A 24,927-nucleotide genomic window follows, 5' to 3' on the forward strand; every position below is an offset into this window, starting at 1 on the left:
TGTATTCTTTGCGCTTTTCCTTCATGCGGGCCAGATTCCTTTTTTAAGGAAGTTTTTCTGGTCATACGCTGCAGCTCACGCGGCTGCCAAAGGTGAAAGCTTGAGGGGCATGTGGGCGTTTTGTGCGTCAAAGTCAAGCAATAGTTTTGTAACACGGCCGCAGGAGGGCGCATGGCAGCCATGCATCTCGGTGGCCGGCGAATACCGTGACGGCACAGGCGCAGGCGAAGAATTATGGTTAAAAAAGGGTAACGGCACCGTCGGATACATAGCAAAGATCGATTTTCTCACATAACGTTTTTGCGACGGCGTCCAGAACTATTTGATTCGACAAGAATGGACTGCAGGGTGTGGAGTATCGATTGACCGAAGGCTGCGGGTTGCTGGAAAAGGCTTGCAGGGCTGTGGCCGCCCTGGACCTGCCCGCGTGCATCAAGGACAGCGAGCTGCGCTATGTCGCGGTCAACGCCGCCTATGGCCGGGTCATGGGACGCCCGTCCGGAGCGTTCAAAGGATACACCAGCCTTTCCCTTTCCGCCGATATTCGCGATGCCGAGCGGGAGGACAGGGAGCGCCGCTCGCTGGTCTTCGCCACGGATGAGATGATCGCCTGCCATGGCGCGGATTCGTCCGGGCCATATACGCTTCGTTGCGAACGTTTCACCGGTGACGATGGCAATCTGTTCCTGTTCGAAGTGTTCGAGGACATGCCGTCCGCCGTCGTGGAGATTTTTCCTGACGCCGGCAGCGCTTCGGACCTGCTGTTTGACAGCGGCGTGATCGATCTCGTTGATGCGGGTATCGTCATTTATGACCGCGAAAACCGGCTGGTCTACTGCAACGCCCGGTTCAGGGAGTTCTACAGCGCCCTCGGTGTCGAACTGAAGGCCGGCGTCCCGCTCGAGACGCTGATGAGGGCCATTTATTTTTCGAGCGGCTACCGCGATGCGAAAGAAGACGATCCGGCATTCGAAGGGTGGATGCAGGAGCAGTTGCGGGAGTTTTCCCTGCCCTATCTCGAAAGGGTGGAGCAGTTTGCCGATGGCCGCTGGGTGCGCATGGTCAACAAGCGGCTGGAAAACGGCATGCTTGTCGGGCTGCGGGTGGATGTCACCGAGTTCAAGGCGCATGAGACGCTTCTGAGCACGCAGATCCGCGAGACCTGGCTTCTGCGCGCCGCACTGGAGCAATTGCCGGTCGGCGTGTTCCTGAGGGATCAGGACAGGCGGCTGACCTTTGCCAATGCGGCCTATGAGAAATATCTGGGCGGCAGCCTCGCCGACCATATCGGCAAGACCGAATGCGAGATGTTTCCGGAGGAAGGCCTGCAGTTCCAGCGGGAAAACGAGCATATTCTGCGAACCGGAGAGGCCGTTGAAAAGACGGGAAGCGTTCCGCTTTCGGATGGCAGGGTCGTTCCCGTCATCACAAGGCTCGGCCGGGTGGCGACGCCTGACGATGAATATTATCTGGTGGGCTCGGTCACCGATGCCAGCCTGTTGCAGGACCGGGAAAAGGCGCTGATCGCGGCACAGGCCGAGGCTGAGGCGCTGCACCGCCAGCTCGAAGCGGTTCTCCATGCCCTGCCGGTGGGCGTGCTGCTGCTCAGCGCCGATCTCGTCATCGAATATGTCAATCCGTTCTTCTATGAGGTCTGGGGCGAGATCGGCGGCGAGAAGTCGCTGGTCGGCAAAAGTTATCGCGAATTCATGGAGATGAATTTCGACAGCGGCCTTTATGACTATGGCGACAGACCTTTCGATGAGGTCTATGGCGAGCGGGTGCAGCGGCTTCTGCAGGAGGAGGTTTTTGCGCCACGTGAGGTGCGCAGCAAAAGCGGCAAGGTTACCGTCATTTCGAAAACCCGGCTCGAAGGCGGGAAAATCCTCAGCACCTATGCCGATGTCACCGATGTGCGCATGCGCGATGTTGAGATCAGCAAGGCAAAGGCCGAACTGGAGCGGGTCGGCGAATATATGCAGGGCGCCACGCGCGCCATGGCGCAGGGGCTGGTGCTGGTCGAGCAGGGCACGATCATCATGTCCAACGAGGCGATGGCGCGCATGTTCGACGTGCCGCCGCATCTCCTGGAAAAGGGCTGCAACTGGTCGGGCTTCTTCGCCCATTGCGCCGGGCGCGGGGATTTCGGCACGACTGACGAAGCGGCCGGGACGCTTGCCGCCTGGAGGGAGAATATCGCCGCCAACCGGCCGTTTTCCTGGCTGATCCATGTCGCCGGCAAAAGCTGGCTCAATCTGGAAGCCACCAACAGTTCCGGCAATTACTGGCTCATCATCGTCACCGATGTGACCGAGATGAAGCTGCGTGAAGAGGAGTTGCAGCGGCTGCTGTCGCGCGCGGAGGCGGCCGATCGGGCCAAATCGGAATTCCTGGCCAATATGAGCCATGAAATCCGCACGCCGATGAATGGCGTTCTCGGCATGGCGGAGCTTCTGGCCAAGTCCAATCTCGATACGCGGCAGAAGACCTTTACCGATATCATCGTCAAGTCAGGCAACGCGCTTCTGACGATCATCAACGATATTCTCGATTTCTCGAAGATCGAGGCCGGGCAGATGAGGCTGCGCAGCGTGCCTTTCGATCCGGCGGAGGCGGTCGAGGATGTGGTGTCCCTCCTGTCCTCGGCGGCGCTGGAAAAGGACATCGAGCTGATCGTCCGTATCGATGCTTCGGTTTTCGGCAAGGTCATCGGCGATGCCGGGCGCTTTCGGCAGATCGTGACCAATATCGTTGGAAACGCCGTCAAGTTTACGGAAACGGGGCATGTGCTGGTCGAGCTTTCGGCGCGGTCGGCGGAAGCGTCCGAGGCCATCCTGTCGCTGCGCGTCGAAGACAGCGGCATTGGCATTCCGGCCGACAAGCTCGAAACCATCTTCGACAAGTTCAGCCAGGTCGATGGCTCCGCGACGCGCCGGCACGAGGGAACGGGGCTGGGCCTGGCGATCACGGTCGGCCTCGTCGGTCTGTTTGATGGCGCGATCAATGTCGTCAGCGGCGTCGGCAAGGGATCGACCTTCGAGGTCAATATTCCGTTTCAGGTGATCGAGAGACAGCGCGAGCTTCCGCTTCTTTCCGTGGCGATCGACGATATCCGTGTGCTCGTGATCGACGATAACGATGTCAATCGCCGCATATTGACGGAGCAGCTGAGAAGCTGGGGCGTAGACGGCCATGCGGTGGAAGACGGGCCTTCCGGCATCGCCGTGCTGCAGGAGGCAGCTTCGCTCGGATTTTCCCTCGACGCCATCATTCTCGATTATCATATGCCCGTCATGAACGGGTTGGATGTAGTGGAGCGCATCCGGGCGGATGCGCGCTTTGACGACATCGCCATTGTTTTCCTGACCTCCATGGATGTTGTCGGTGACGAGACGCTCTTTACCGATCTCAACGTGCAGGCGCATCTGATGAAGCCGGCGCGGGCGCGGCTCCTGCGCTCCACTCTGTTCGATGTGGTGCGGGATGTGCGGCTGAAGCGCGCCCGGCAGGCTCCGTCCCCGCGTGAGACAGGCCGCGGTGAGGGCGCCATCCGGCCGGAAAACGGCGCCGTCGAAAGGAAACAGCGGGCTGATATATCACCGGCGGTGCCGGCGCGGCATCGGCCCAGCCTTGTCGATGTGCTGGTGGCCGAGGACAATGACGTCAACCAGATTGTTTTCACCCAGATATTGCAGCAGGCGGGTCTGCGTTTTCTGATCGTCGGTAATGGCAAGAAAGCCGTACAGGCGTGGCAGGAGAAAAATCCTGCCATCATCCTGATGGATGTCTCGATGCCGGTCATGAACGGGCATCAGGCGACGCAGGCCATCCGCGCGGCCGAACAGACCGCCGCCGACGGCAGGCATGTGCCGATCATCGGCGTTACCGCCCATACGCAGGAGGCGGATCGGGAACTATGCCTGGAGGCGGGCATGGATGATTATCTGTCGAAGCCCATCAGCCCGGAAACGCTTGAAGACAAGATCGCGCAATGGCTGGGCGAAAACATGCCGCGCCGCGACGCGCCGGGCGTCTGAGTTTCCGACTAGAATATGCTTCTGCCTGGCGTCAGCCGAAGGGCTTGGTGCCGCAGAGCATCTCGCGCTTCCCGGCAAATCCTTTCCGGCGCTCCAGCTCAAAACTGGCGGCGATGAGGTTGCGGCGAACGAATCCGGCGGCGGCATAGGTGGCGAATGTGCCTCCCGGCATCGTCTTTGCGAAAAGCGCCTGCATGATCTCCAGCGACCACATGTCCGGATTGCGCGCGGGTGCGAAGCCATCGAGAAACCAGGCGTCGAAACTTTCCGCGCTTGCGGAAATGCCGGCGAGCGCCTCGCCGCAAACCACCGTCAGCTGCGTTTCGTCATCGAGCTGGATCTCGACCCGGCCTTTCGGCTCGGCAGGCCAGAGGGCGGTGAGCGCCTTGCGTTCGGCATCCACTTCCGGCCATCGGGAAAGCGCCCGGTCGATTTCCTCCGCCTTCATCGGGTAGAGTTCGAAGGAGATGAAATGCAGCCTGGAGCGGCCGTTGCGGGCCTCTTTCCATTGGCGCCATGTCTCGCAGAGGTTAAGCCCGGTGCCGAAGCCGAGTTCGCCGATGCGGAAGACACCCTCCCGTTCGAGCCAGCGCTCTGGCAGGCCGTTTCCGGACAGGAAGACATGGCCGCATTCCAGCCTGCCGTCCGTCTGGCAATAAAAATGGTCGTCAAAGGCCAGTGAATAGGGCATATCCCCGTCACGCCAGTCGAGCGCGGTGTGGCTTTCTCCGGCCGGTGAACCGGTCGCAGCGCCGGTCTCTGGGCCAGTATCTGTGAAAGTGTCGTTGGAATGTTTCATGGCTAAAGCCGATAATCCCGGTTTCGAACAGGGTCAATCGCCAAGATTGCCGGCTTCCATGCCGCTCCTCATCATCGGCGGCGGCATTATGGGGCTGTGGGCCGCCGTCAAGGCGGAAAGGCTCGGCATCGAGACGTTGCTGGTGGAGGCGGATCGCCCCGGCGGCGGCGCCAGCGGCGGGCTGCTGGGCGCGTTGATGCCGCATATGCCGGATCGCTGGTCGGACAAGAAGCAGTTCCAGTTCGATGCCCTCGTTGCGCTGGAAAAAGAGATCGCCGGGCTGGAGGCGGAGACCGGGCTTTCGGCGGGCTACCGCCGCTCAGGCCGGATCATTCCACTGCCGAAGCCGCATCTGCGCGCCATTGCCGGGCGACACGAACGGGATGCGCTGGAGAACTGGGTGTCGGGTGAGCGCCGGTTCCATTGGCATGTCGGCGACAGCCCTTCGGTCGCGGGCTGGGTGGATGATGCGGCGGGTGAGGCAGGTTTCGTGTTCGATACGCTGGCGGCGCGGGTCTCGCCGCGTGCGATGATCGCCCTTCTTTCGGCTTTTCTTGGCAAGACGCGGCATGTGCGGCTGGCGCAGGGTTGCCGCGTCCTTTCGCTTGACGCGGATGCCGGGCGGGCGGTGCTGTCGTCAGGCGACGAGGTTGCTTTCGGCCATGTCATTGTTGCCAACGGGCATGATTCTTTTCCCTTGATCCGCGATGCTCTCGGTCTGGAGGCGGGCGTTACGCTCGGGCAGGCGGTGAAGGGGCAGGCGGCGCTTCTCGACGCGGCGGTCGACCCGGCGATGCCGGTCGTGTTCCTGAACGGACTTTATATCGTGCCGCATGAAGACGGCACCGTTGCGATCGGCAGTACCAGCGAAGATTGTTTTTCCGATCCCTTAAGTACCGATGAAAAGCTTGAAAAACTGCTTGCCGACGCGTCTGCCGTTGTTCCCTCGCTTGCCGGCGCGCCGGTGCTGGAACGCTGGGCCGGGCTGCGGCCGAAGGCGGTGGGGAGGGACCCGATGGTGGGCGCGATCCCCGGCCATCCGAAGCTCGTTGCGCTGACCGGTGGCTTCAAGGTCAGCTTCGGTCTTGCGCATTTTCTTGCCGATGCGGCATTGCAGACCGTGTGTGGTCACACGCCTGTCATCCCCTCAGGCTTTCACCTTCAACAACACGTGAGTATTGCCGTCGCGGACTTTAGAAAGTTCTGATCAGGCCGCCCACGTCGTTAATCTGTCACGCAAATCACTTATCTGCTGGCCTGCAAAGAGGCCGGTTTGTCCGCATTTGCGGCGAGGTGACAGCGCATGCGATACGCCATTCATTTCACGCCTTCCCCCAATGACCCCCTGACGCAGGCGGCCGCCGCGTGGTTGGGGCGCGATGTCTATTCCGGTCAGGCGGTGGAGCCGCCCGGCACGATCGACCTCGGCATGCAGGAGATTTCCTACCATACGGCCCTGCCGCGCCGGTATGGTTTCCATGGCACGATCAAGGCTCCCTTCCGCCTTGCCGAAGGCCATTCCGAAGCAGCGCTTTTGCGGGACCTGATGTATTTTTCCGGCAGGCAGGATCCTTTCATGTTGCCACAACTGGTGGTGGCAAGGCACGATAATGTCTTCAGTCTTGTTCCCGAGCGTCCCTGCGAAGTGCTGCATTTTTTTGCCGCCCGCGTGGTGCAGGAATTCGACCGCTACCGTGCGCCGCTTTCCGAGGCGGAAATCGAGCGGGCGGATCCCGACCGGCTTTCGGCCTCGCAGCTCACCAATCTGCATCGCTGGGGCAGCCCGCATGTGATGGACGAGTTCCGGTTCCAGATGTCGCTGACGGGCGGAGTGGAAGCTTCCAGCACCCAGAGGATCGAGCGGGCCGTGCGCAAGGTTTTCGAGCCGTTGCTGACCCGGTCCCTGCAGTTCTCCAGCCTTGCGCTTTTCATCGAGGATGAACCGGGCGCGCCTTTCCGCGTACACTCGCTTCACCCCATGGGTCGCGTTTCCGCCCGCAAGATTGCCTGAAGAGCACATCGCCGCAATCGTATACAAAAAAGCATCGGAATGTCGGCAAGATTGATCTCGACATTCCGGATGCGGATGCTACCGTTCGGATATCGCATATCTGAAGCGTCTGTTGTGCCCTTTCCGGGTCGTCGCGTTTTGGAGGTCTGTTTTATGTCTCCCTAATCGGTTTCCGCTTTGGGAGAGATGTTCTGGGTGGCTGCATGATTTCCGAAAATTACTCCCGTAATCTGGTGGGCTACGGCCGCAATGTTCCCGATCCGAAATGGCCGGGCGGTGCGCGCATCGCCGTGCAGTTCGTCATCAATTACGAGGAGGGCGGCGAGAGCTGCATTCTCGATAATGACAAGGCGTCGGAATCGCTGCTGTCGGAAATCGTCGGTGCGCAGCCCTGGCCCGGCCAGCGCAACCTGAACATGGAATCGATCTATGAATATGGCTCGCGCGCCGGCTTCTGGCGGCTGTGGCGCATGTTCACCGGTCTCGGCGTCACCACCACCGTTTATGGCGTGACGGCAGCCATGGCCCGCAACCCCGAAGCCGTTGCGGCGATGAAGGAAGCGGGATGGGAAATCGCCAGCCACGGTTACCGCTGGCTGGAATACAAGGATTTTTCCGAAGAGGAAGAGCGCAAGCATATAGTCGAGGCCGTGCGTCTGCACACGGAGGTTACCGGCGAGCGTCCCTATGGCATGTATCAGGGCAAGCCCTCGGACAACACGCTGCGTCTTGTCATGGAAGATGGCGGTTTCCTCTATTCGTCGGACTCCTATGCCGACGATCTGCCATATTGGGTGAAGGGCGTGAAGGACGAGCCTTTCCTGATCATTCCCTATACGCTTGAAACCAACGATATGCGTTTCGCCACGCCGCAGGGTTTCAATTCCGGCGACCAGTTCTTCACTTATCTGAAAGATGCTTTCGACGTGCTTTATCAGGAAGGTATTGAAGGCGCGCCGAAGATGATGAGCGTCGGCCTGCATTGCCGTCTTGTCGGCCGCCCCGGCCGTGCGGCGGCGCTTCGCCGTTTCATCGAATATGTGCTCGGCCACGAGAAAGTGTGGATCCCGCAGCGCATCGAGATCGCCCGTCACTGGCATGAGCATCACAAGCCGGAGGCGCTCTGATGGTGACCCGTGAGGACTTTGTCGCCCGCTTCGGCGGCGTGTTCGAACATTCGCCCTTCATCGCAGAACGGGCCTATGATGCCGGCGGAGCGGGCCTGGAACTGACGGCGAAGGCGGTTCACGCTGCGCTTAGCGGGCAGTTTCGCGTCGCTTCCGAGGCGGAAAGGCTCGGCGTGTTGCGGGCGCATCCCGATCTTGCCGGCAAGCTGGCGATCGCGGGCGAGTTGACAGCCGACAGCCGCAACGAACAGGCCGGTGCGGGGCTGGACCGTCTTACCCCGGAAGAACATGCCCGTTTTACCGAATTGAACAGCGCCTATACCGAAAAATTCGGCTTTCCCTTCATCATCGCGGTCAAGGGGCTGAACAGGCACGATATTCTCTCGGCGTTCGAGACACGTATCGGCAATGATGCGGCCGAAGAATTTGAGACTGCGACGGCGCAGGTGGAAAAGATCGCCTGGCTGCGTCTTTCCGCGATGCTGCCGGAAGGCTGAATTGGCGAGTTGGGGTCGTTCTGCTAGAATCGCGCTGACTGGAGATGGAGATCATGAGACCTTCCGAGGTGCTGGAAAAGAACAGGGAAGCGATCCGCGAAGCGACAAAGCGCTTCAACGCGGCAAACCCGCGCGTGTTCGGCTCCGTCGCCCGTGGCGAGGACCGGCCGGACAGCGATCTCGATATTCTCGTGGATGCGCTGCCGGGGGCAACCTTGTTCGATCTGGGCGGCCTGTTGGAAGAGCTATCGGCCATCATGCGCGGCACGGAAATTCATCTATTGACGCCGGGGGACTTTCCCGAGCGCGTCCGTGTGAAGGTTCTACAGGAAGCGAAGCCCGTATGAGCGCCGAGCGACTGCATGTTTATCTTCAGGACATCAGACAGATTGCTTCGGAAACCATCGACTTCGTTCGATTGAAGACAAAGGACGAATTTCTGGCTGACCTGGTCCGTCAACGGGCGGTGGCGATGAACCTTCTGATTATCGGCGAAACGACGGCGCGGATAATGGAAGAGTTTCCGGCTTTCGTGGCGGATTTTCCGGATATCCCGTGGGTCAAGATGCGCGGCATGCGGAACAGGATCGCGCACGGATATCTGAGCATCAATCTGGAAACCGTTTGGGATACGACACAGACGGCGATACCGGATCTTCTGGACAGACTCTTACTTCTGCAAAACTGGCATGCCCAAGGTGAATGACATTTGACCGATTTTCTCGACGTAAAACCCCTCACCAAAGAGGCATTCGCATCCTTCGGCGATGTGATCGAAATCACGCCTTCCTCCATGCGGCACATCAATGGCGGCCAGACCGAACGGCATCATGCGCTTGCCGCACCCGAGGCTGCGGGCGAGGGCGCATGCATCATCCTCAACATCTTCCGGGGGCAGCCGCGGGTGTTCCCGCATAACATCGAGATGATGGAGCGGCATCCGCTCGGCAGCCAGAGTTTTTCGCCGCTGTCCAGCAGGCCTTTCCTCGTCGTCGTTGCGGAAGATGACGGAGGCCGTCCGGCGCGGCCGCAGGTATTTCTGGCGCGCGGGGACCAGGGTGTGAATTACCGCCGCAATGTCTGGCATTATCCGCTGATGCCGTTGCAGGCGGTTTCGGATTTTCTGGTTGCCGACCGCGAGGGACCGGGCGACAATCTGGAAGAGTATTTTTTCGATAAGCCCTATATGATCGCGGAGCCCAGCCTATGACCGGTTTGACAACCCATGTCCTCGATGCCGCCCATGGCACACCCGCCGAAGGGCTGACGATCGAGCTCTACCGGCTCTCCGGTGATCGCCGCGAGAAGCTGAAGACGGTTAAGACCAATAGCGACGGCCGTGTCGATGGCGGGCCGCTGCTTGTCGGCGACAGTTTCAAGGCCGGCGAATATGAACTGGTTTTCCATGCCGGTGATTATCTGCGCGGCAAGGGCATCGCGCTTCCGGAACCGGCCTTTCTCGACATTGTCCCGATCCGTTTCGGCATTGCTGATGAGAGCGGCCATTACCATGTGCCGCTTTTGCTTTCGCCCTATAGCTATTCCACCTATCGAGGAAGCTGATCGCCATGATCTTTGCCGCCATTGCCGATATTCACGGAAACTGCGCCGCACTCGAAGCCGTGCTGGAGGATATCGCCAGGCTTGGCATCAAGGACATCGTCAATCTCGGTGATTGTTTCAGCGGTCCGCTGGAAGCGGGATTTACCGGCGATGTGCTTGTTGGCAACTGGATACCCAGCATTCGCGGCAATCATGACCGCGAGCTGATCGAGCGCGCGCCGGAGGAGATGGGGAGCTGGGAACGACCCGCGCATGCGCAGCTGAGCCCAGCCCATATGGACTGGCTGCAAACGCTGCCGTTCAGCATGGTGTTCAAGGACGTCGCCTATTGCTGCCACGGCTCACCGCGCGGCGATCTGGAATATTGGCTCGAGACGCTTTCGCCGGAAGGCGTTTTGAAACTGCGGCCGCTCGCCGAAATCGAAGCCATGGCTGATGGTATCACCCAGCCGCTGATGCTGTGCGGCCACACGCATATTCCCCGTGCCGTGCAGCTTTCCGATGGCCGGCTGATCGTCAATCCCGGCAGCGTCGGCTGCCCCGGCTGGAAGGACGACACGCCTTTCGACCATCACGTCGAGGCCGGCCATCCGCTCGCCACCTATGCCGTGCTGGAAGAGACCGGGCGCGGTTGGCAGGTCTATTTCCGGAATATCCGTTACGACAATCTGGCCATGTCCGAAATGGCGCGGGTCAACGGCATTCCCTATCTGGCTGATGCACTGGAGAACGGCTGGCTGAAGCGCTAGTCATCACCCCTCGCTGGTCATCACCACGCAGGCGTAGGATTGCGCCTTCAGTTCCTTGCAGGCGGAAACGGCCGAAGACTGATCTTCGAAGCCGGTGAACCGGGCGCGGTAGAGCGTCGCCGATCCGCTTTGTACTGCTTCGGTATAGGGAGCGATCCCGGCATAGCTGCCGATGTTGGAACGGGCATTGGCGAGCAGCGAGCGTGCGGCGGCTTCGCTGTCGGTTGCGGCAATCTGCACTTCCCAGCGGCTTCTCTGGCCCGTGGGCTGGCCAATGGCAGCGGCGGGTGCGGGTTTCGGAATGGCGGAGACCTGGATCATGTCGGCCATCTGGTTGTTGGCCGTGGCGATCTGCATGGCGACCGGGTCGGAGCGGCGTTCGGCGAACATGGGGAGCGGCACGGCTGCGGGCGGCACATCGAAGGTGCGGCTGACACTGGCGCTGGCGACGAGCTGTTCGGTATTGCGGCTTCTCGATGCCTGCGGCACGGCCTTGTCGAGAAGGGCGGCCATCTGCGCATCGCGACTGCGCGCGGTCTTGCCGCCCAGCACGACGCCGACGACGCGGCGGCCATTGTGATTGATGGCGCTGACGAGGTTGAAGCCGGAGGCATTGGTATAACCGGTCTTGATGCCGTCCATGCCCTGATAACGATACATCAGATTGTTGTGGCCACGGATGCGTTTTCCCCGGAAACTGAAGGATTCCATGGCGAAGAGGCCATATTCCTTGGGAAAGTCGCGCTGCAGCGCAAGGCCGAGCTTGGCCATGTCGCGCGCGGTCGTCACCTGCGATTTGCTGGGCAGGCCGGAGGCGTTGCGGAACACCGTCTTGGTCATGCCGAGCTGGCGGGCCTTGCGGGTCATCATGTCGGCGAACCGCGCTTCGGAGCCGCCGAGGTGATCGCCCATGCCTTCGGCCATGTCATTGGCGGATTTGACGATCATGCCATAAACAGCCTCGCGCACGGTGAAGGTCTTGCCCTGTCGCACATAGAGCTTCGAGGGGATAACGGCTGCACCATTCTTGGACATCGTTATCTTCTGGTCCCAGCGAAGCCGCCCGGCGTGCAGCGCCTCGAAGGTCATGTAAAGCGTCATCATCTTGGTGAGTGATGCCGGGTGGTTCAGCACATCGGCATTTCGGGAGGCCAGAACCTTGCCGGTATTGGCATCCATGATGAAATGGGCATAGCCGGCCTGCGCAGGGGATGCCTGCAATGAGAGGATCGCGCAAAAGAAGGTGAGTGCGAAAACCCATGCACCCGCCATTCCCCGTTTGACCGTTCCCGACATAATCCACCCCTTTTTGTTCGATCGCCGCGATGGACGAAGTTTTACTGACACTTTCCGGCAACAAAACCGCTAAAACTTTAGAGATCGTTTTCATGCTTAATTAAGTATGAATTTCAACCCGATGGCTGCCCTCACAATTTTCTTGAAAAGAAACCAACCATCCGGTATGTTTACTGTCATGACAAATGCACATGAACGCAAGAAGCAGCCTGAGATCGTGCGCCGCAATCTTCTCGATTGCGCGGCGAAACTTGCTGCTGACCAAGGTGTTGCGGCGCTTTCCGTGCAGGCGGTGGCGGACGCGGCGGGGGTGACGAAGGGTGGGCTGTTTCACCATTTCGCCTCCAAGCAGGCGTTGCTGGAAGCTGTCATGGCGGACCTTCTTTCGGCGCTGGATGCGGAAATCGACGTGCTCATCTCACAGGATCGTGAAGCCCATGGATGCTTCACCCGGGCCTATGTGAACGCGGTTTTTGCCGATCGCGACCGGGAATCGGGCAGGCAGTGGGCTGCGCTATCGGTATCGATGGTCGGTGAACCGTCGCTTCGGCGCATGTGGACCAGCTGGTACGAAGGACGTCTCATCCGTCACAAGGAAACGGATGAGGGGGTGGTATTGGAGCTCGTAAGGCTTGCAGCTGACGGCATCTGGTTTGCCGATCTTCTGGCCGATGACGGCAGGGCAGGTGGCGACAGGGCGGCTCTCAAGGCCCGGATGATCGCCCAGACGAAGAAGGAAATGGAACGATGAACGCGGCAATCTTCACCTATGGGGCGCTCGTCGCGGCCATTGTCTGCGAGGTCATCGCCACCTCTTTCCTGCAGCAGTCGCAGCAATTCACCCGGTTGCTGCCGACAGTGCTGATGGCGCTGTTTTACGGTGCGGCATTTTATCTGCTGTCATTCACGCTGCGGGCGCTGCCGGTCGGTGTGGCCTATGCGATCTGGAGCGGGCTCGGCATCGTGCTGATTTCCGGCATCGGGTATTTTGTTTTCCGGCAGACGCTTGATCTCGCCGCCGTGGTCGGCCTCGGCTTCATCATCACCGGCGTGGTGATAGTGAATGTGTTTTCGAAGACGGTGGGGCATTGAGGGTGGTTATTTGCATGTGGGATTGGTGACAGAGGGCGATATACACACTCCGTCACCCCGGACTTGATCCGGGGTCCAGTGCGGTCAAGTCCTTGATCGCGAAAGGCTGATTTCTCACGGCGCAGACGCGCTGTGGCTGGATGTCGGATCAAGTCCGGCATGACGGAAGAGAGACTACCGCCCTCTGTCACCATCACGCCAGAATACTGCGATCCACATCCGTAATCAGCCGCTTGCCGCAAAGCGCCATGCTGACATCCATCTCCTTGCGGATGATCTCGAGCGCTGTCGTCACGCCCTGTTTGCCATCGGCACCGAGGCCATAAAGGAAAGGCCGGCCGATATAGGTGCCCCTGGCGCCGAGCGCGACCGCTTTCAGCACATCCTGACCCGAGCGGATGCCGCCATCAATATGCACCTCGACCTTATCGCCGACGGCGTCGACGATCTTCGGCAGCATCGCGATGGAGGAATGCGCGCCGTCGAGCTGGCGGCCGCCATGGTTGGAGACGATGATGGCGTCGGCGCCGGTATCGAGAGAGGCGCGCGCATCTTCCTCGTCAAGAATGCCCTTGAGGATCAGTTTGCCGCCCCAGCGCTGCTTGATCCATTCGACATCCTTCCAGGACAGGCGCGGATCGAACTGTTCCGCCGTCCAGGAGGAGAGCGATGACAGGTCGGAGACATTCTTGGCGTGGCCGACGATGTTGCCGAAGCTGCGGCGCTTGGTGCGCAGCATGTCCATGCACCATTTCGGCCGCGTGGCCATCTGCCAGATGTGTTTCGGGGTGAATTTCGGCGGGGCGGACAGGCCGTTGCGCAGATCCTTATGGCGCTGGCCGAGAATCTGCAGGTCGAGGGTCAGCACCAGCGCAGAGCATCCGGCGGCCTTGGCGCGGTCGATCAGATTGTTGACGAAGTCCCGGTCCTTCATCACGTAAAGCTGGAACCAGAAGGGTTTCGAGGTGACGGAGGCGACATCCTCGATGGAGCAGATGCTCATGGTGGAGAGCGTGAAGGGCACGCCGAACTCCTCCGCAGCCTTGGCGGCCAGCATTTCGCCATCGGCATGCTGCATGCCGGTGAGGCCGGTGGGGGAGAGCGCTACCGGCATGGAGACCTTCTGGCCGACCATTTCGGTCGCCAGCGACCGGTCGGTCATGTCAACCAGCACACGCTGGCGCAGCTTTATCTTCGAAAAATCATCCTCATTGGCGCGGTAGGTGCCTTCCGTCCAAGCGCCGCTATCGGCGTAGTCGAAAAACATTTTTGGCACACGGCGCTGAGCCTGTTGCTTCAGGTCCGCTATGGTCAGGATTTTGCCCATGGATAAAGCCTTCACATTTGAATGATGGCTTCACATAACATGAATGGGATGGCTGCAACATCAAAATCGACGGGGTTGATCACCAGAAAGCCCGCAAAAACAGTTCGGCTCCCAATAAAAGCAGGCAGATGAGGAACCAGCGCCGGAATGTCGCAGGGCTGACGATGTTACGGATCTTCTGGCCAAGCCACATACCGAGAAGTGCCGGCAGGATGGCGAGCGCGGACAGCGACAGATGCTCGACATGGAAGGCGCCCTGCGAGGCGAGGCCTGCGGCGAGTGCGACGGTGGAAACAGTGAAGGAAAGGCCGAGCGCCTGCACGAGATCGTCGCGGCTGAAGCCGAGCGACTGGATATAGGGCACGGCGGGAACAACAAAAATGCCGGTGCCGCCGGTCAGCAGGCCGGTCGCCAGTCCAATGGTCGGGGAGAGCTTCGGTTCCAGTCTCGCAGGAATGGCGAAGGGCTTTGCGAAGAGGCTGTAGGCCGCGTACGCCGCAAGGCACAAACCGAGCGCCGACGTGGTCCAGATGCCGGCGCCTGCCGTCATCAGCCGGACGCTGAGAAGCGTGCCGGCGGCGATGGCGATCATCATCGGCCAGAGCCGCGCCACGATAGCCCTGAAATCCGGGCCGGCCAGCAATTGCCAGATATTGGTGATGAAGGAAGGGAGGATGAGCAGCCCTGCGGCAACAACCGGCGGCATGAAGAGGCCGAGCACGCCCATGGCGACGGTGGGCAGCCCCATGCCGGTGACGCCCTTGACGATGCCTGCGACGGTGAAGGTGGCAAAAACCATCAGCATGGTGGTTGTGTCTAAATCCGGCACGGGCGCACTCCAGAGGTCATTCGCATTTTGGCCGGGGGTGCCAGCCAGACATAGAAAGCGAGCGGGTGCGGCACGGTTTCTTCTCCCCGCCGGGGAGAAGGTGGCCCGAAGGGTCGGATGAGGGGGCGACGTTGCCGTATCTCACCACCCTTGCCCCCTCATCCCGCTGCCGCGGACTTCTCCCCGGCGGGGAGAAGAAAGACGCGGCACCCGCTCGATTCAATATGTGACTGTGTAAATGAGTTTGTGGCTAAGTGCTTCGGCCCAAGCCGAACTATGCAAGCGTGCTTTTCATCGCCTTGCCGGCCACGTAGGTTTCGACGACGGTGCGGTCGTCGCCCATGGTGAGCATCAGGAACAGTTCTTCCGTCAGGCTTTTCACTACTTCCATCTTCAGCGCCATGGCGGGGGTGGAAGAGGCGTTGAGCACCGTGATGTCGGCGTCCGTGCCGGCTTCCAGGGTGCCGATGCGGTCGACCATGGAAAGCGCCTCGGCATTGCCGCGCGTCATCAGATACCAGCTTTCCAGCGGGTTCAGGCGTTCGCCCAGCAATTGCTGGATCTTGTAGGCCTCATCCATGGTGCGCAGCATGGAATAGCTCGATCCGCCACCGATATCGGTCGCAACCGCGATCCGCACCGGCTTTTCGCGACGCTGCAGCTTTTTCATCGGGAAGAGGCCGGAGCCGATGAACAGGTTCGAGGTGGGGCAATGCACGGCCACGGCGCCAGTTTCCGAGAGCACGTCCGCTTCGCGCTCGGAGAGGTGGATGGCGTGGCCGAGCAGGGTCTTTTTGCCCATCAGGCCGTAACGCACGTAGATATCGGTATAATCAGTCGCTTCGGGGTAAAGCTCGCAGGTATATTTGATCTCGTCCAGATTTTCCGAGAGATGCGTTTGGATGAAGAGATCGGGAAATTCCTGCGCCAGCGCCTGGGCTGCTTCCATCTGCTTCGGCGTGGAGGTGATGGCGAAGCGGGGCGTGATGGCGACGTGGTTGCGGCCCTTGCCGTGCCAGTCGGCGATGACAGCCCGCGTCTCGTCGTAGGAGGTCTCCGGCGTGTCGAGCAGGCCCTGCGGGGCGTTGCGGTCCATCATCACCTTGCCGCCAACCATCAGCATGTCGCGCTTCATGGCTTCGGCAAAAAAGGCGTCGGCGGAGGTTTTGTGCACGGAGCAATAGGCGGCGGCAGTGGTGGTGCCGTGGCGCAGGAGTTCGTCGTAAAAATGCGTGGCGATGCGCTGGGCATGCGCGGTTTCAACGAAACGGCATTCTTCCGGGAAGGTATAGGTGTTCAGCCATTCCAGCAGATTGGCAGCGTATGAGCCGATGACCTGCATTTGCGGAAAATGCAGGTGCATGTCGATAAGGCCGGGCACGATGAGATGCGGCCGGTGATCCTTTTCCTCGATGTCATCAGGCGCTTGGCTGCGAATATCGGCATAATCGCCGATGGCGGCAATCTTGCCGTTTTCGAGAAGCAGGCCGCCATCTTCGATATAGAGATAGCTTTGCGTATCGTCGATCGAGAGCGGCGCGCGGCGGAAGCTCAGCAGGCGGCCACGCAGCAGAACCATGCTCATTCAGTCTTTCCTTCGGCTTTTCCTGTCCCGGACACCGCGCTTTCATACCAGGCGGTCAGCACCTTGCGCTCATCCGGGGTGATGGCTGTGATGTTGCCGGGAGGCATGGCATGGCTGCGCCCGGCTTGCAAATAGATTTCACGCGCGTGGGCGGCGATCTGTTCGTCGGTTTCGAGCTTCAGGGATTTGGGTGTGAAGGGCACGCCTTCCCACACCGGCTCGGCCGCATGACACATGGAACAGCGGCCCTGAACCACATCACGCGCCTTGGCGAAATGGGCGTCGCTGACGAATTGCTGCTGCATGGGGGAGAGGGTGGCGGCCTTCTGTTCCTCTTCGCCGGTCAGCACTTTCGGCACGGTGGAAAGCCACATGATGACGATGAAGATCAGCGCAGTCAGCAGCCAGGTCCATGTCGGTTTGCCCTTGCGGGCGTGGGTGGTGTTGAACCAGTGGCGGATGGTGACGCCCATGAGGAAGACGAGTGCGGCGATGATCCAGTTGAACTGCGTGGCAAAAGCCAGCGGATAATGGTTCGACAGCATGAAGAAGATGACGGGCAGCGTCAGGTAGTTGTTGTGCAGCGAGCGCTGCTTGGCGATGCGGCCGTATTTCGGGTCCGGCGTGCGCCCGGCGATCAGATCGGCAACCACGATCTTCTGGTTGGGAATGATGATGAAGAACACATTCGCCGACATGATGGTGGCGGTAAACGCACCGAGATGCAGGAAGGCGGCGCGGCCCGTGAAAACCTGAGTATAACCCCACGCCATCGCCACCAGCGCGACATAGAGCACGATCATCAGGCCCCAGGTATTGTTGCCGAGCGGCGATTTGCAGAGGAAATCATAAAACAGCCAGCCGATGGCAAGCGAAGCGAGCGAAAGACAGATGGCCTGGAACTGGGTAAGCGCCAGTACCGAATGATCGATCAGGAAGAGATCCGCGCCGCCGTAATAAACGATGCAGAGCATGGCGAAGCCGGAAAGCCAGGTGACGTAGCTTTCCCATTTGAACCATGTCAGGTGCTCGGGCATCTGGGCGGGGGCGACCAGATATTTCTGGATGTGATAGAAACCGCCGCCATGTACCTGCCATTCCTCGCCATAGGCCCCCGGCGGCAGATGCGGCCGTTTGACCAGCCCGAGATCGAGCGCGATGAAATAAAAGGATGAGCCGATCCAGGCGATGGCGGTGATGACGTGGAGCCAGCGGACGGCAAAAGCCATCCATTCCCACGCAATGGCGTATTCGTACATGCGGTTCCCCTGATCCTTGTGCAGCGCACCTTGCGAGAAATTTGACCGTTAGGAAAGTGAAAAGCAAAGGTTGGAACGTGATTGTTCACAATCCGATGCCTTTGTGTCCGCAATCTCGTTTCGGTTCGCCCATGCACGCGGGCTGGCCCGGTAAAGTTGCAGCCGCTCATTCCTGTCGCAGTTTGTGCTTAGCTGGCTAACGCGACTCAGCTATTATCCTTTGTGCAGTCTGCTGATGTGCTAAAATATAAGGCTGCGGAGCCCGCGGGCGCGCCTCGTCGGAAATCCATTCCGGTTTTACGCCGATGCGCAGGGTTTCAATGACATGTTTCGCTGGCGGTTCTTCCGAAAGCGGGCGCTGCGAACCCTGGGTGGGGCAGATCAGGGGGCAGGTATCGCAGTTCCCGGTGCCGTTGTGTCCGGGTGGGTGTTGATGTGAAATTTGAATAAAGGGACGCAATGATCTTCCGGCGGCCGCCGTTGTTTCAACGGAGACCATGCCGATGCGCCTTGTTCTGACGGTCCTCTTCCTGCTTTTGGCATTCAGCGCCACCGCGCTTGCGCATGAATCCCACAAGGGGTTCAAATATGAAAGCTACTGCTGCAATGGTGACGCCGAAACCGGCGACTGCCAGATGATTCCCACGCGAAGCGTTCGTGTGACGCCTGACGGTTATGAGGTCTCGCTCGCACCCGGCGATCACCGCATGGTCACCCGACGCCACGTTTTCAGCTGGTCGCAGCGCGAGGCAAGACGATCAGAAGATGGCGAATATCATCTCTGCCTGTTTCCGGATGAGGATACGCCGCGCTGTTTCTATGCGCCGGACATGGGGTTTTGAGGCGGTTGTTGCTGCCGGCTTTCCTCGATCCGCTTCAGTATCCAGTCGCGAAACAGCCTTATCTTGCGAATGTTCCTACGGTTTTCAGGGTAGACCAGCCAATAGTTCTTTCCTTCGCTGCTGAGGTGCTCGAAGGGTTGATAAAGTCGACCGAGGGCAATCTCATCGGCGTAGAGTTCAGGGGTGAGCATGGCCACGCCCTGGCTGGCGATTGCCGCGGCGGCTTCGAAGGCCTGCACATTGAGGCGGCTGCGGGGATAACGGTCGAGGCCGGGATTTTCGACGCCCACTTCCTGAAACCACTGGCTCCACCAGACATCGCCGGGATCGATAATGCGCAGGCGCAGCAGGTCTTCCGGTTTGTGCAATCCGCCGATGCTTTCGGCAAGGCTCGGATGCAGCATCGGCGTATAAACGCCGCGCAGCAGTTGATGGTAGATCAGCCCTTTGCCGTTATCTTTGCTCCAGCGAATGGCGACATCGCAGTCTGACTGGGAAAAATCGATCAATGTGCTTGATGTGTCGAGCCGCACGGCGATTGATGGGTGTTCCAGCTGGAAGGCGCCCAGATGCCGCGAAAGCCAGCGCGACGCAAAAGTCGCGGTGGAATGGATTGTCAGGGTCGTGTCGGAGGTGTCGCGCACATTATCGACGGCCTCCCGCAAAGTGTTGAAGGCTTCCGCAACCTTCGGCGCCAGTTTCTGCCCGGCCTCGGTCAGCACAACCTGCCGCGCCTTTCTGATGAAGAGCGGCTCGCCAACATTCTCCTCCAGCAGTTTCACCTGATAGCTGACCGCCGTCTGCGTCATGCCCAGTTCCTCGCCGGCCTTGGTGAAGCTCAGATGCCTCGCTGCGGCTTCGAACACGCGCAGGGCATTCAGGGGGAACTGGCGGGACATTTTCATGGATAAGTTCTCTTTATGTCAGCGGCCAAAGGTTTCATTGGTTTTTATTCGGAAAACAGAGCATTTTTAGCTCAATTCATCAACTGAGCTTCTGACATTTTTGAATGGAGACGAACATGCGCACAGCACTTTTGCGCGCGTGGTCCCGCCTGCGTGCGGGTCTGCGGACAGCGGAACGGTTTACCCTTGAAAGCCTTGCGCCAGACAATCTGGCGGATGAAAGTCTGCCGGATGGGCTCAGGCGTGATCTTGGTCTTGAGGATGGCCGCGTTGATTTTCGTTGCGACGGGTTTCGGCAGCGGAAAATGCTTGCAGTAACTCGGCTGCCACAAGGGCCGCTATGATTGCAGGCCGCTTGTCCCTGACGCCATTGCCACCGATGGGCAGGACGAGTTTTTCAAGGCGGGAAGGGGGTTCTCCCTCCCGTTCCAGCCAATGGGCGAAGGTGGCGCGTTTGGTCTTGGAGCCAATCATGCCGACATAAGCGAGATCGTCGCGGGCCAGCGCTTCCCTGGCGATGAGGAAATCAAGGGCGTGATCGTGGGTGACGATGATCGCAGCCCCGTTTGCCGGAATTCTCGCAACGAGCGCCTCCGGCATGGGGGTCAGCACGGATGTGACCTCCTGCGGAAGACCGTGCAACTCGTTTTCACGGGTTTCCACAACAGTCAGGGTCAAGGGCAGGAGCGACAGAGCCTGCGCCAGTGCCTTGCCGACGTGACCCGCCCCGAAAATGAAGATGGCCGGCTGTTGTGCGGCTTCGCCCTTCAGCCTTGCCTCGAGCGTTGCCGCGAGTTCCGCTGTTACGCGCCGGAACCGGAGCAGGGTGCGCCCGCCGCAGCATTGGCCGATTTCCGGGCCGAGCGGAATATCCATGCGGTCTTCGGCGGCACCGCTCCTCAACATCGCGCGGGCGTGGTCTATCGCCATATATTCAAACTGCCCGCCGCCGATGGTTTCCCACATGCCGTCTTGCGAGACCAGCATGAAGGTGCCAGCCTCACGCGGCGATGAGCCTTTCACAGCCTCGATTTCCACGAGGATTGCGGGGACAAGGCGGGCGAGGAACGCGGACAGGGGGATATCAGGCATTGGCGCTGGCCCCCTCACACCTTCTTCAGCCGTTCCACCGCCATCAGCACCCGTTCGGGCGTTGCCGGCGCGTCAAGCCGTGGGCAGACCTTGTAATCGGCGACGGAGGCGACGGCCATGGAGAGCGCTTCGAGAACCGAGATCGCCAGCATGAAGGGCGGTTCGCCCACGGCCTTGGAGCGGCCGATGGTGGGTTCGGCATTTTCCGACCATTCCGCCAGCTTGACGTTAAAGCTCTTCGGCCGGTCGGAGGCGAGCGGGATCTTGTAGGTCGAGGGAGCGTGGGTGCGCAGCCGCCCCTTGCCGTCCCACCATAATTCCTCGGTCGTCAGCCAGCCCATGCCCTGCACGAAGGCGCCTTCTATCTGGCCGATATCAATGGCCGGGTTCAGCGACTTGCCGACATCGTGGAGAATATCGGCGCGTTCCATCATATATTCGCCGGTCAGCGTATCGATCGACACTTCCGAGCATGCCGCGCCATAGGCGAAATAATAAAACGGCGTACCGCGACCGGCGGCGCGATCCCAGTGGATTTTCGGGGTCTTGTAAAAACCGGCGGCGGAAAGCTGCACGCGGGCGAAGTAGGCCTTTTTGATGAAGTCGTTGAAGGCGATTTCCTCAAGCCCGATCCGCACCCGGTTCGGCAGGAAGACGACTTCTTCTTCCGGCACGTTCCAGTTCTCGGCGGCGAATTTGACGAGCCGCTCGCGGATCTGGCGGGCGGCGTCATAGGCCGCCATGCCGTTGAGATCGGAGCCGGAGGAGGCGGCGGTGGCCGAGGTATTCGGCACCTTGCCCGTGGTCGTGGCCGTTATTTTCACCCGGCCGATATCCACCTGGAAGGCATCGGCCACCACCTGCGCCACCTTGGTATAAAGGCCCTGGCCCATTTCTGTGCCGCCATGGTTCAGGTGGATCGAGCCGTCATTGTAGATATGCACCAAGGCACCCGCCTGATTGAATGCGGTCATGGTGAAGGAGATGCCAAATTTGACAGGGGTGAGCGCGATGCCCTTGCGGATGATCGGGCTCGTCCTGTTGAACTCGACGATTGCCTGCCGGCGCGCACGGTATTCGCTGGAAGCTTCCAGTTCCTCGACGATGCGGGCGATGATGTTGTCTTCGACCTCCTGATGATAGGGCGTCGTGGTGCGCTCGGAGCCGGTCTCTCCGTAGAAATTCAGCTTGCGGACATCAAGCGGGTCCTTGCCGACGGCATAGGCGATTTCCTCGATGAAACGTTCAGCCCCGAGCATGCCCTGCGGACCGCCGAAACCGCGAAAGGCGGTGTTGGAAACCGTATGGGTTTTCAGCGGCCGGGAGGTGAGGTGTACATGCGGATAGAAATAGCTGGAGTCGGCATGGAAGAGCGCGCGGTCGGTTACCGGGCCTGACAGATCGGAGGAAAAACCGCAGCGCGCCGCATAGGTGGCGTCAACGGCGTGGATGCGGCCTTCCTCGTCGAAGCCCAGCTCGTAATCGACGCGGAAATCATGGCGCTTGCCGGTCGCCGTCATGTCCTCGTCGCGATCGGGGCGGATTTTAACGGCTCGGTTCAGCCTCTTGGCGGCAATGGCGCAGAGGGCGGCAAACTGGTTGCCCTGCGTTTCCTTGCCGCCGAAGCCACCGCCCATGCGGCGCACCTGCACCGTGACGGCGTTGGACGGCACCTGAAGCATATGGCTGACGATGTGCTGGATTTCGCTGGGATGCTGGGTGGAGCTCCACAGCGTTACCTCGTCATCCTCACCGGGCACAGCCATGGCAATGTGGCTTTCGAGATAAAAATGCTCCTGCCCGCCGATCCGCATCGTGCCGGTGAGGCGGCGGGGCGCCACATCCATTTCCAGCTTGGCATCGCCGCGTGTCAGCGTCATCGGATCGATGACGAGCGCACCGCCATTTTCAATCGCCGTGTCGATATCGGTGAAATGCGGCAGGTCCTTATAGGTGATCTTCGCCTTGCGGGCCGCCTTTCTGGCGATATCGCGGGTCTCGGCGAAGACTGCGAAAATCGGCTGGCCGTGGAACTCCACCTTTGTTTCGGCCAGCAGCGGTTCGTCGTGACGGCCGCCGGAAGATATATCGTTTTCGCCGGGCACATCCTTGCCAACCATCACCCAGAGCACGCCCGGTGTGGCTTCTACCTCTGACAGGTCCATGGAGACGATTTCGGCATGCGCGCGGTCGGAAAGGCCGAGCGCGCCGTGAACGAGGCCGGCGGGTTCGGGAATATCATCGATATATTCGGCGCTGCCGGTCACATGCTTATGCGCGGAATCGTGCCGGAGCGAGGCATGCATCGGGCCGTCGATTTCGGTCTTCGTCTTGTCGAAGCTTGTGGTGTCCATGGTTCAAGCCTCCTCCAAAGTGAAGCGTGTTAGTTCCTGCTTCTCCCCTGAAGTCTCAAGGAAAAACCGCGTCAGCAGGTTCTTGGCCGTCAGTTGCCGATATTCGGCCGTCGCACGCCAGTCCGTCAGTGGCGTGAAATCCTCATCCAGCGCATCGCGCGCCGCATCGATCGTTTCCTGCGACCACTCTTTGCCGAGAAGCGCTGCCTCCAGATGCGCGGCCCGTTTCGGCGTGCCGGCCATGCCGCCGAAGGCGATGCGGATATCTTCGACCGCGCCATCGGCGTCAAGCGTCAGGTTGAAGGCGGCGCACAGCGCGGAAATATCCTCGTCGCGCCGCTTGGAAATCTTGTAGACGGCGTAACGGCTTTCCGGCTTCCGGAACGGAATGAAGAGTTTTTCGACGAATTCGCCGCTCAGCCGGTCCTGTTTGCCGTAATCGACGAAATAGCTTTCCAGCGGCAGGCTGCGGTTGCCGGAAGACGAGCGCAGGGTGAGCGTCGTGCCGAGTGCGATCAAGGCGGGGGGCGTGTCGCCAATGGGCGAACCGTTGGCGATATTGCCGCCGATCGTGCCCATATTGCGCACCTGCTCGCCGCCGAGCCGGTCAAACAGCCGGGCAAGCGGCGGAAAATGTTCTGCAATGGTCTTGAAGGCCTGGCTGTACGTAACGCCGGCACCGAGCGTGATGCCGTTCTCATCCACAGCGATGGTCTGCAGATCCCCGAGATTGTTGATGAAGATGACAGGGTTCAGCGCCCGCATCTGCTTCGTCACCCATAGGCCGACATCGGTGCAGCCGGCAACGATGGTCGCCTTCGGCTCGGCAGCGTAAATCTCGGTCAGATCGGAAAGCGTTGCCGGAATGATGGTGCGATCCTCGCCTCTGACGACGGTGATCGTCTCGTTTTCGCGGATCGCCCAGAGCCTTGCCATGATGTCGGTGCGGTCGCGCTGCAGCGGGTCGAACAGCGCGCTTGGGCGCGCAGTGGCGATCTTTTCGGCGGCCTTCACGATCGGCTCATAGCCCGTGCATCGACAGAGATTGCCTTGCAGCGCCTTTTCGATATCAGCGCGGCCGGGGTTTTCGCTGGTAAGCCACAGGCCATAAAGCGACATGATGAAACCCGGCGTGCAGAAACCGCATTGCGAGCCGTGAAAATCCACCATGGCCTGCTGCACGGGGTGCAGCGTGCCGTCGCGGGCGGCCAGATGCTCAACGGTCACGATATGGGTGCCGTGCAGCGAGCCCAGAAAGCGGATGCAGGCGTTGACGCTTTCATAACGCAGAGAACCATCAAGCAGCCGCCCGACCAGCACCGTGCAGGCGCCGCAGTCACCTTCCGCGCAGCCTTCCTTGGTCCCGGTCAACCGCTTGCTGATGCGGAGGTAATCGAGAAGCGTGTCCGTCGGTCCGAAATCCTTCAACGAAACCGTTTCGTTGTTGAGGATGAAGCTGATCGCGTCCTTCATGCAATGCCCTGCTGTTTTGACCAGCTGCCGAGCCGGTTTCTTGTGATTATCTTGACGTATCTATGCACGCTCTTGCGCGCATATCGATTT

Annotated in this window: 23 protein-coding genes; 13 read left to right on the forward strand and 10 right to left on the reverse strand. The window is 60.2% G+C overall.

Annotated features, from left to right (window positions below; genetic code table 11):
• Nucleotides 1-362 precede the first annotated feature (362 nt).
• Nucleotides 363-4,037, forward strand: coding sequence for a PAS domain-containing hybrid sensor histidine kinase/response regulator (locus V6R85_RS08390; protein WP_162695577.1), 3,675 nt, complete (start codon nt 363-365; stop codon nt 4,035-4,037).
• Nucleotides 4,038-4,068: 31 nt separating this feature from the next.
• Here V6R85_RS08390 and mnmD read toward each other — a convergent pair whose 3' ends face one another.
• Nucleotides 4,069-4,836: a tRNA (5-methylaminomethyl-2-thiouridine)(34)-methyltransferase MnmD gene (mnmD, locus tag V6R85_RS08395; protein ID WP_111834847.1), complete on the reverse strand. Its 768-nt coding sequence runs from the start codon at nt 4,834-4,836 to the stop codon at nt 4,069-4,071.
• On the opposite strand from mnmD, the gene V6R85_RS08400 reads away from it, so the two are divergent.
• The 9 genes from V6R85_RS08400 to V6R85_RS08440 all read left to right on the forward strand — a co-directional run bounded on the left by V6R85_RS08400 (nt 4,835) and on the right by V6R85_RS08440 (nt 10,783).
• A complete protein-coding gene (locus V6R85_RS08400; RefSeq protein ID WP_162695578.1) occupies nt 4,835-6,043 on the forward strand; it encodes an NAD(P)/FAD-dependent oxidoreductase in 1,209 nt (402 codons plus the stop codon). The genes mnmD and V6R85_RS08400 overlap by 2 nt on opposite strands.
• Nucleotides 6,044-6,139: 96 nt before the next feature.
• Nucleotides 6,140-6,847, forward strand: a complete 708-nt coding sequence (locus tag V6R85_RS08405) for a DUF1045 domain-containing protein (RefSeq protein WP_020011455.1) — start codon at nt 6,140-6,142, stop codon at nt 6,845-6,847.
• A 203-nt stretch (nt 6,848-7,050) separates the two neighbouring features.
• Nucleotides 7,051-7,974 carry an allantoinase PuuE gene (gene puuE / locus V6R85_RS08410; RefSeq protein WP_111834848.1) on the forward strand — a complete coding sequence of 308 codons (924 nt, stop codon included), beginning with the start codon at nt 7,051-7,053 and terminating at the stop codon, nt 7,972-7,974.
• Nucleotides 7,974-8,471: a 2-oxo-4-hydroxy-4-carboxy-5-ureidoimidazoline decarboxylase gene (gene uraD / locus V6R85_RS08415; protein WP_060725203.1), complete on the forward strand. Its 498-nt coding sequence runs from the start codon at nt 7,974-7,976 to the stop codon at nt 8,469-8,471. Before puuE ends, uraD begins: the two co-directional genes overlap by 1 nt.
• Before the next feature lie 53 nt (nt 8,472-8,524).
• Entirely contained in the window at nt 8,525-8,818 is a 294-nt protein-coding gene (locus V6R85_RS08420; protein WP_003509513.1) for a nucleotidyltransferase family protein, read from the forward strand.
• On the forward strand, nt 8,815-9,177 hold the full coding sequence (locus V6R85_RS08425; protein WP_111792579.1) for a HepT-like ribonuclease domain-containing protein: 363 nt from the start codon (nt 8,815-8,817) through the stop codon (nt 9,175-9,177). Before V6R85_RS08420 ends, V6R85_RS08425 begins: the two co-directional genes overlap by 4 nt.
• A 3-nt stretch (nt 9,178-9,180) precedes the next feature.
• Nucleotides 9,181-9,681 (forward strand): ureidoglycolate lyase, encoded by a 501-nt coding sequence (locus tag V6R85_RS08430; protein ID WP_111834849.1) that lies wholly within the window; start codon nt 9,181-9,183, stop codon nt 9,679-9,681.
• Nucleotides 9,678-10,034 carry a hydroxyisourate hydrolase gene (gene uraH, locus V6R85_RS08435; protein ID WP_111834850.1) on the forward strand — a complete coding sequence of 119 codons (357 nt, stop codon included), beginning with the start codon at nt 9,678-9,680 and terminating at the stop codon, nt 10,032-10,034. The genes V6R85_RS08430 and uraH overlap by 4 nt, the downstream gene beginning before the upstream one ends.
• A gap of 5 nt (nt 10,035-10,039) precedes the next feature.
• Nucleotides 10,040-10,783: a metallophosphoesterase family protein gene (locus V6R85_RS08440; RefSeq protein ID WP_060725201.1), complete on the forward strand. Its 744-nt coding sequence runs from the start codon at nt 10,040-10,042 to the stop codon at nt 10,781-10,783.
• Between the two features lie 3 nt (nt 10,784-10,786).
• On the opposite strand, the gene V6R85_RS08445 is transcribed toward V6R85_RS08440, so the two are convergent.
• Nucleotides 10,787-12,055, reverse strand: a complete 1,269-nt coding sequence (locus V6R85_RS08445; protein WP_031233541.1) for a D-alanyl-D-alanine carboxypeptidase — start codon at nt 12,053-12,055, stop codon at nt 10,787-10,789.
• Between the two features lie 190 nt (nt 12,056-12,245).
• Here V6R85_RS08445 and V6R85_RS08450 point away from each other — a divergent pair, with 190 nt between their 5' ends.
• Complete coding sequence (locus V6R85_RS08450) at nt 12,246-12,830, forward strand: TetR/AcrR family transcriptional regulator (RefSeq protein WP_111834852.1); 585 nt, start codon at nt 12,246-12,248, stop codon at nt 12,828-12,830.
• The gene (locus tag V6R85_RS08455) at nt 12,827-13,171 is read left to right on the forward strand and encodes a DMT family transporter (protein ID WP_003509523.1); all 345 of its coding nucleotides are present in this window, start codon (nt 12,827-12,829) and stop codon (nt 13,169-13,171) included. Before V6R85_RS08450 ends, V6R85_RS08455 begins: the two co-directional genes overlap by 4 nt.
• A 193-nt stretch (nt 13,172-13,364) precedes the next feature.
• On the opposite strand, the gene V6R85_RS08460 is transcribed toward V6R85_RS08455, so the two are convergent.
• The 4 genes from V6R85_RS08460 to puuD form a co-directional block, all read right to left on the reverse strand.
• Nucleotides 13,365-14,498, reverse strand: a complete 1,134-nt coding sequence (locus V6R85_RS08460; RefSeq protein ID WP_162695579.1) for an alpha-hydroxy acid oxidase — start codon at nt 14,496-14,498, stop codon at nt 13,365-13,367.
• Between the two features lie 79 nt (nt 14,499-14,577).
• Nucleotides 14,578-15,297, reverse strand: coding sequence for a sulfite exporter TauE/SafE family protein (locus V6R85_RS08465; RefSeq protein WP_111834855.1), 720 nt, complete (start codon nt 15,295-15,297; stop codon nt 14,578-14,580).
• Nucleotides 15,298-15,601: 304 nt separating this feature from the next.
• Complete coding sequence (gene guaD / locus V6R85_RS08470; protein ID WP_111834682.1) at nt 15,602-16,912, reverse strand: guanine deaminase; 1,311 nt, start codon at nt 16,910-16,912, stop codon at nt 15,602-15,604.
• Nucleotides 16,909-18,171, reverse strand: coding sequence for a urate hydroxylase PuuD (gene puuD, locus V6R85_RS08475; protein WP_111834683.1), 1,263 nt, complete (start codon nt 18,169-18,171; stop codon nt 16,909-16,911). Before puuD ends, guaD begins: the two co-directional genes overlap by 4 nt.
• A gap of 503 nt (nt 18,172-18,674) precedes the next feature.
• Here puuD and V6R85_RS08480 point away from each other — a divergent pair.
• Nucleotides 18,675-19,013, forward strand: a complete 339-nt coding sequence (locus V6R85_RS08480) for a hypothetical protein (RefSeq protein ID WP_003510346.1) — start codon at nt 18,675-18,677, stop codon at nt 19,011-19,013.
• Here V6R85_RS08480 and V6R85_RS08485 read toward each other — a convergent pair.
• From V6R85_RS08485 to xdhA, 4 genes are all read right to left on the reverse strand, one after another.
• Nucleotides 18,989-19,918 carry a LysR substrate-binding domain-containing protein gene (locus tag V6R85_RS08485; RefSeq protein ID WP_060725195.1) on the reverse strand — a complete coding sequence of 310 codons (930 nt, stop codon included), beginning with the start codon at nt 19,916-19,918 and terminating at the stop codon, nt 18,989-18,991. The two genes, V6R85_RS08480 and V6R85_RS08485, sit on opposite strands and share 25 nt — an antisense overlap.
• A gap of 237 nt (nt 19,919-20,155) precedes the next feature.
• Nucleotides 20,156-21,010, reverse strand: a complete 855-nt coding sequence (gene xdhC / locus V6R85_RS08490) for a xanthine dehydrogenase accessory protein XdhC (protein ID WP_162695557.1) — start codon at nt 21,008-21,010, stop codon at nt 20,156-20,158.
• A gap of 14 nt (nt 21,011-21,024) precedes the next feature.
• Nucleotides 21,025-23,364, reverse strand: coding sequence for a xanthine dehydrogenase molybdopterin binding subunit (gene xdhB, locus V6R85_RS08495; RefSeq protein ID WP_162695558.1), 2,340 nt, complete (start codon nt 23,362-23,364; stop codon nt 21,025-21,027).
• 3 nt (nt 23,365-23,367) lie between these two features.
• Nucleotides 23,368-24,837 carry a xanthine dehydrogenase small subunit gene (gene xdhA / locus V6R85_RS08500; RefSeq protein ID WP_111834685.1) on the reverse strand — a complete coding sequence of 490 codons (1,470 nt, stop codon included), beginning with the start codon at nt 24,835-24,837 and terminating at the stop codon, nt 23,368-23,370.
• Between the last annotated feature and the right edge of the window lie 90 nt (nt 24,838-24,927).

This window comes from Agrobacterium sp. CCNWLW32, from assembly GCF_037083425.1.
Taxonomy (GTDB): domain Bacteria; phylum Pseudomonadota; class Alphaproteobacteria; order Rhizobiales; family Rhizobiaceae; genus Agrobacterium; species Agrobacterium radiobacter.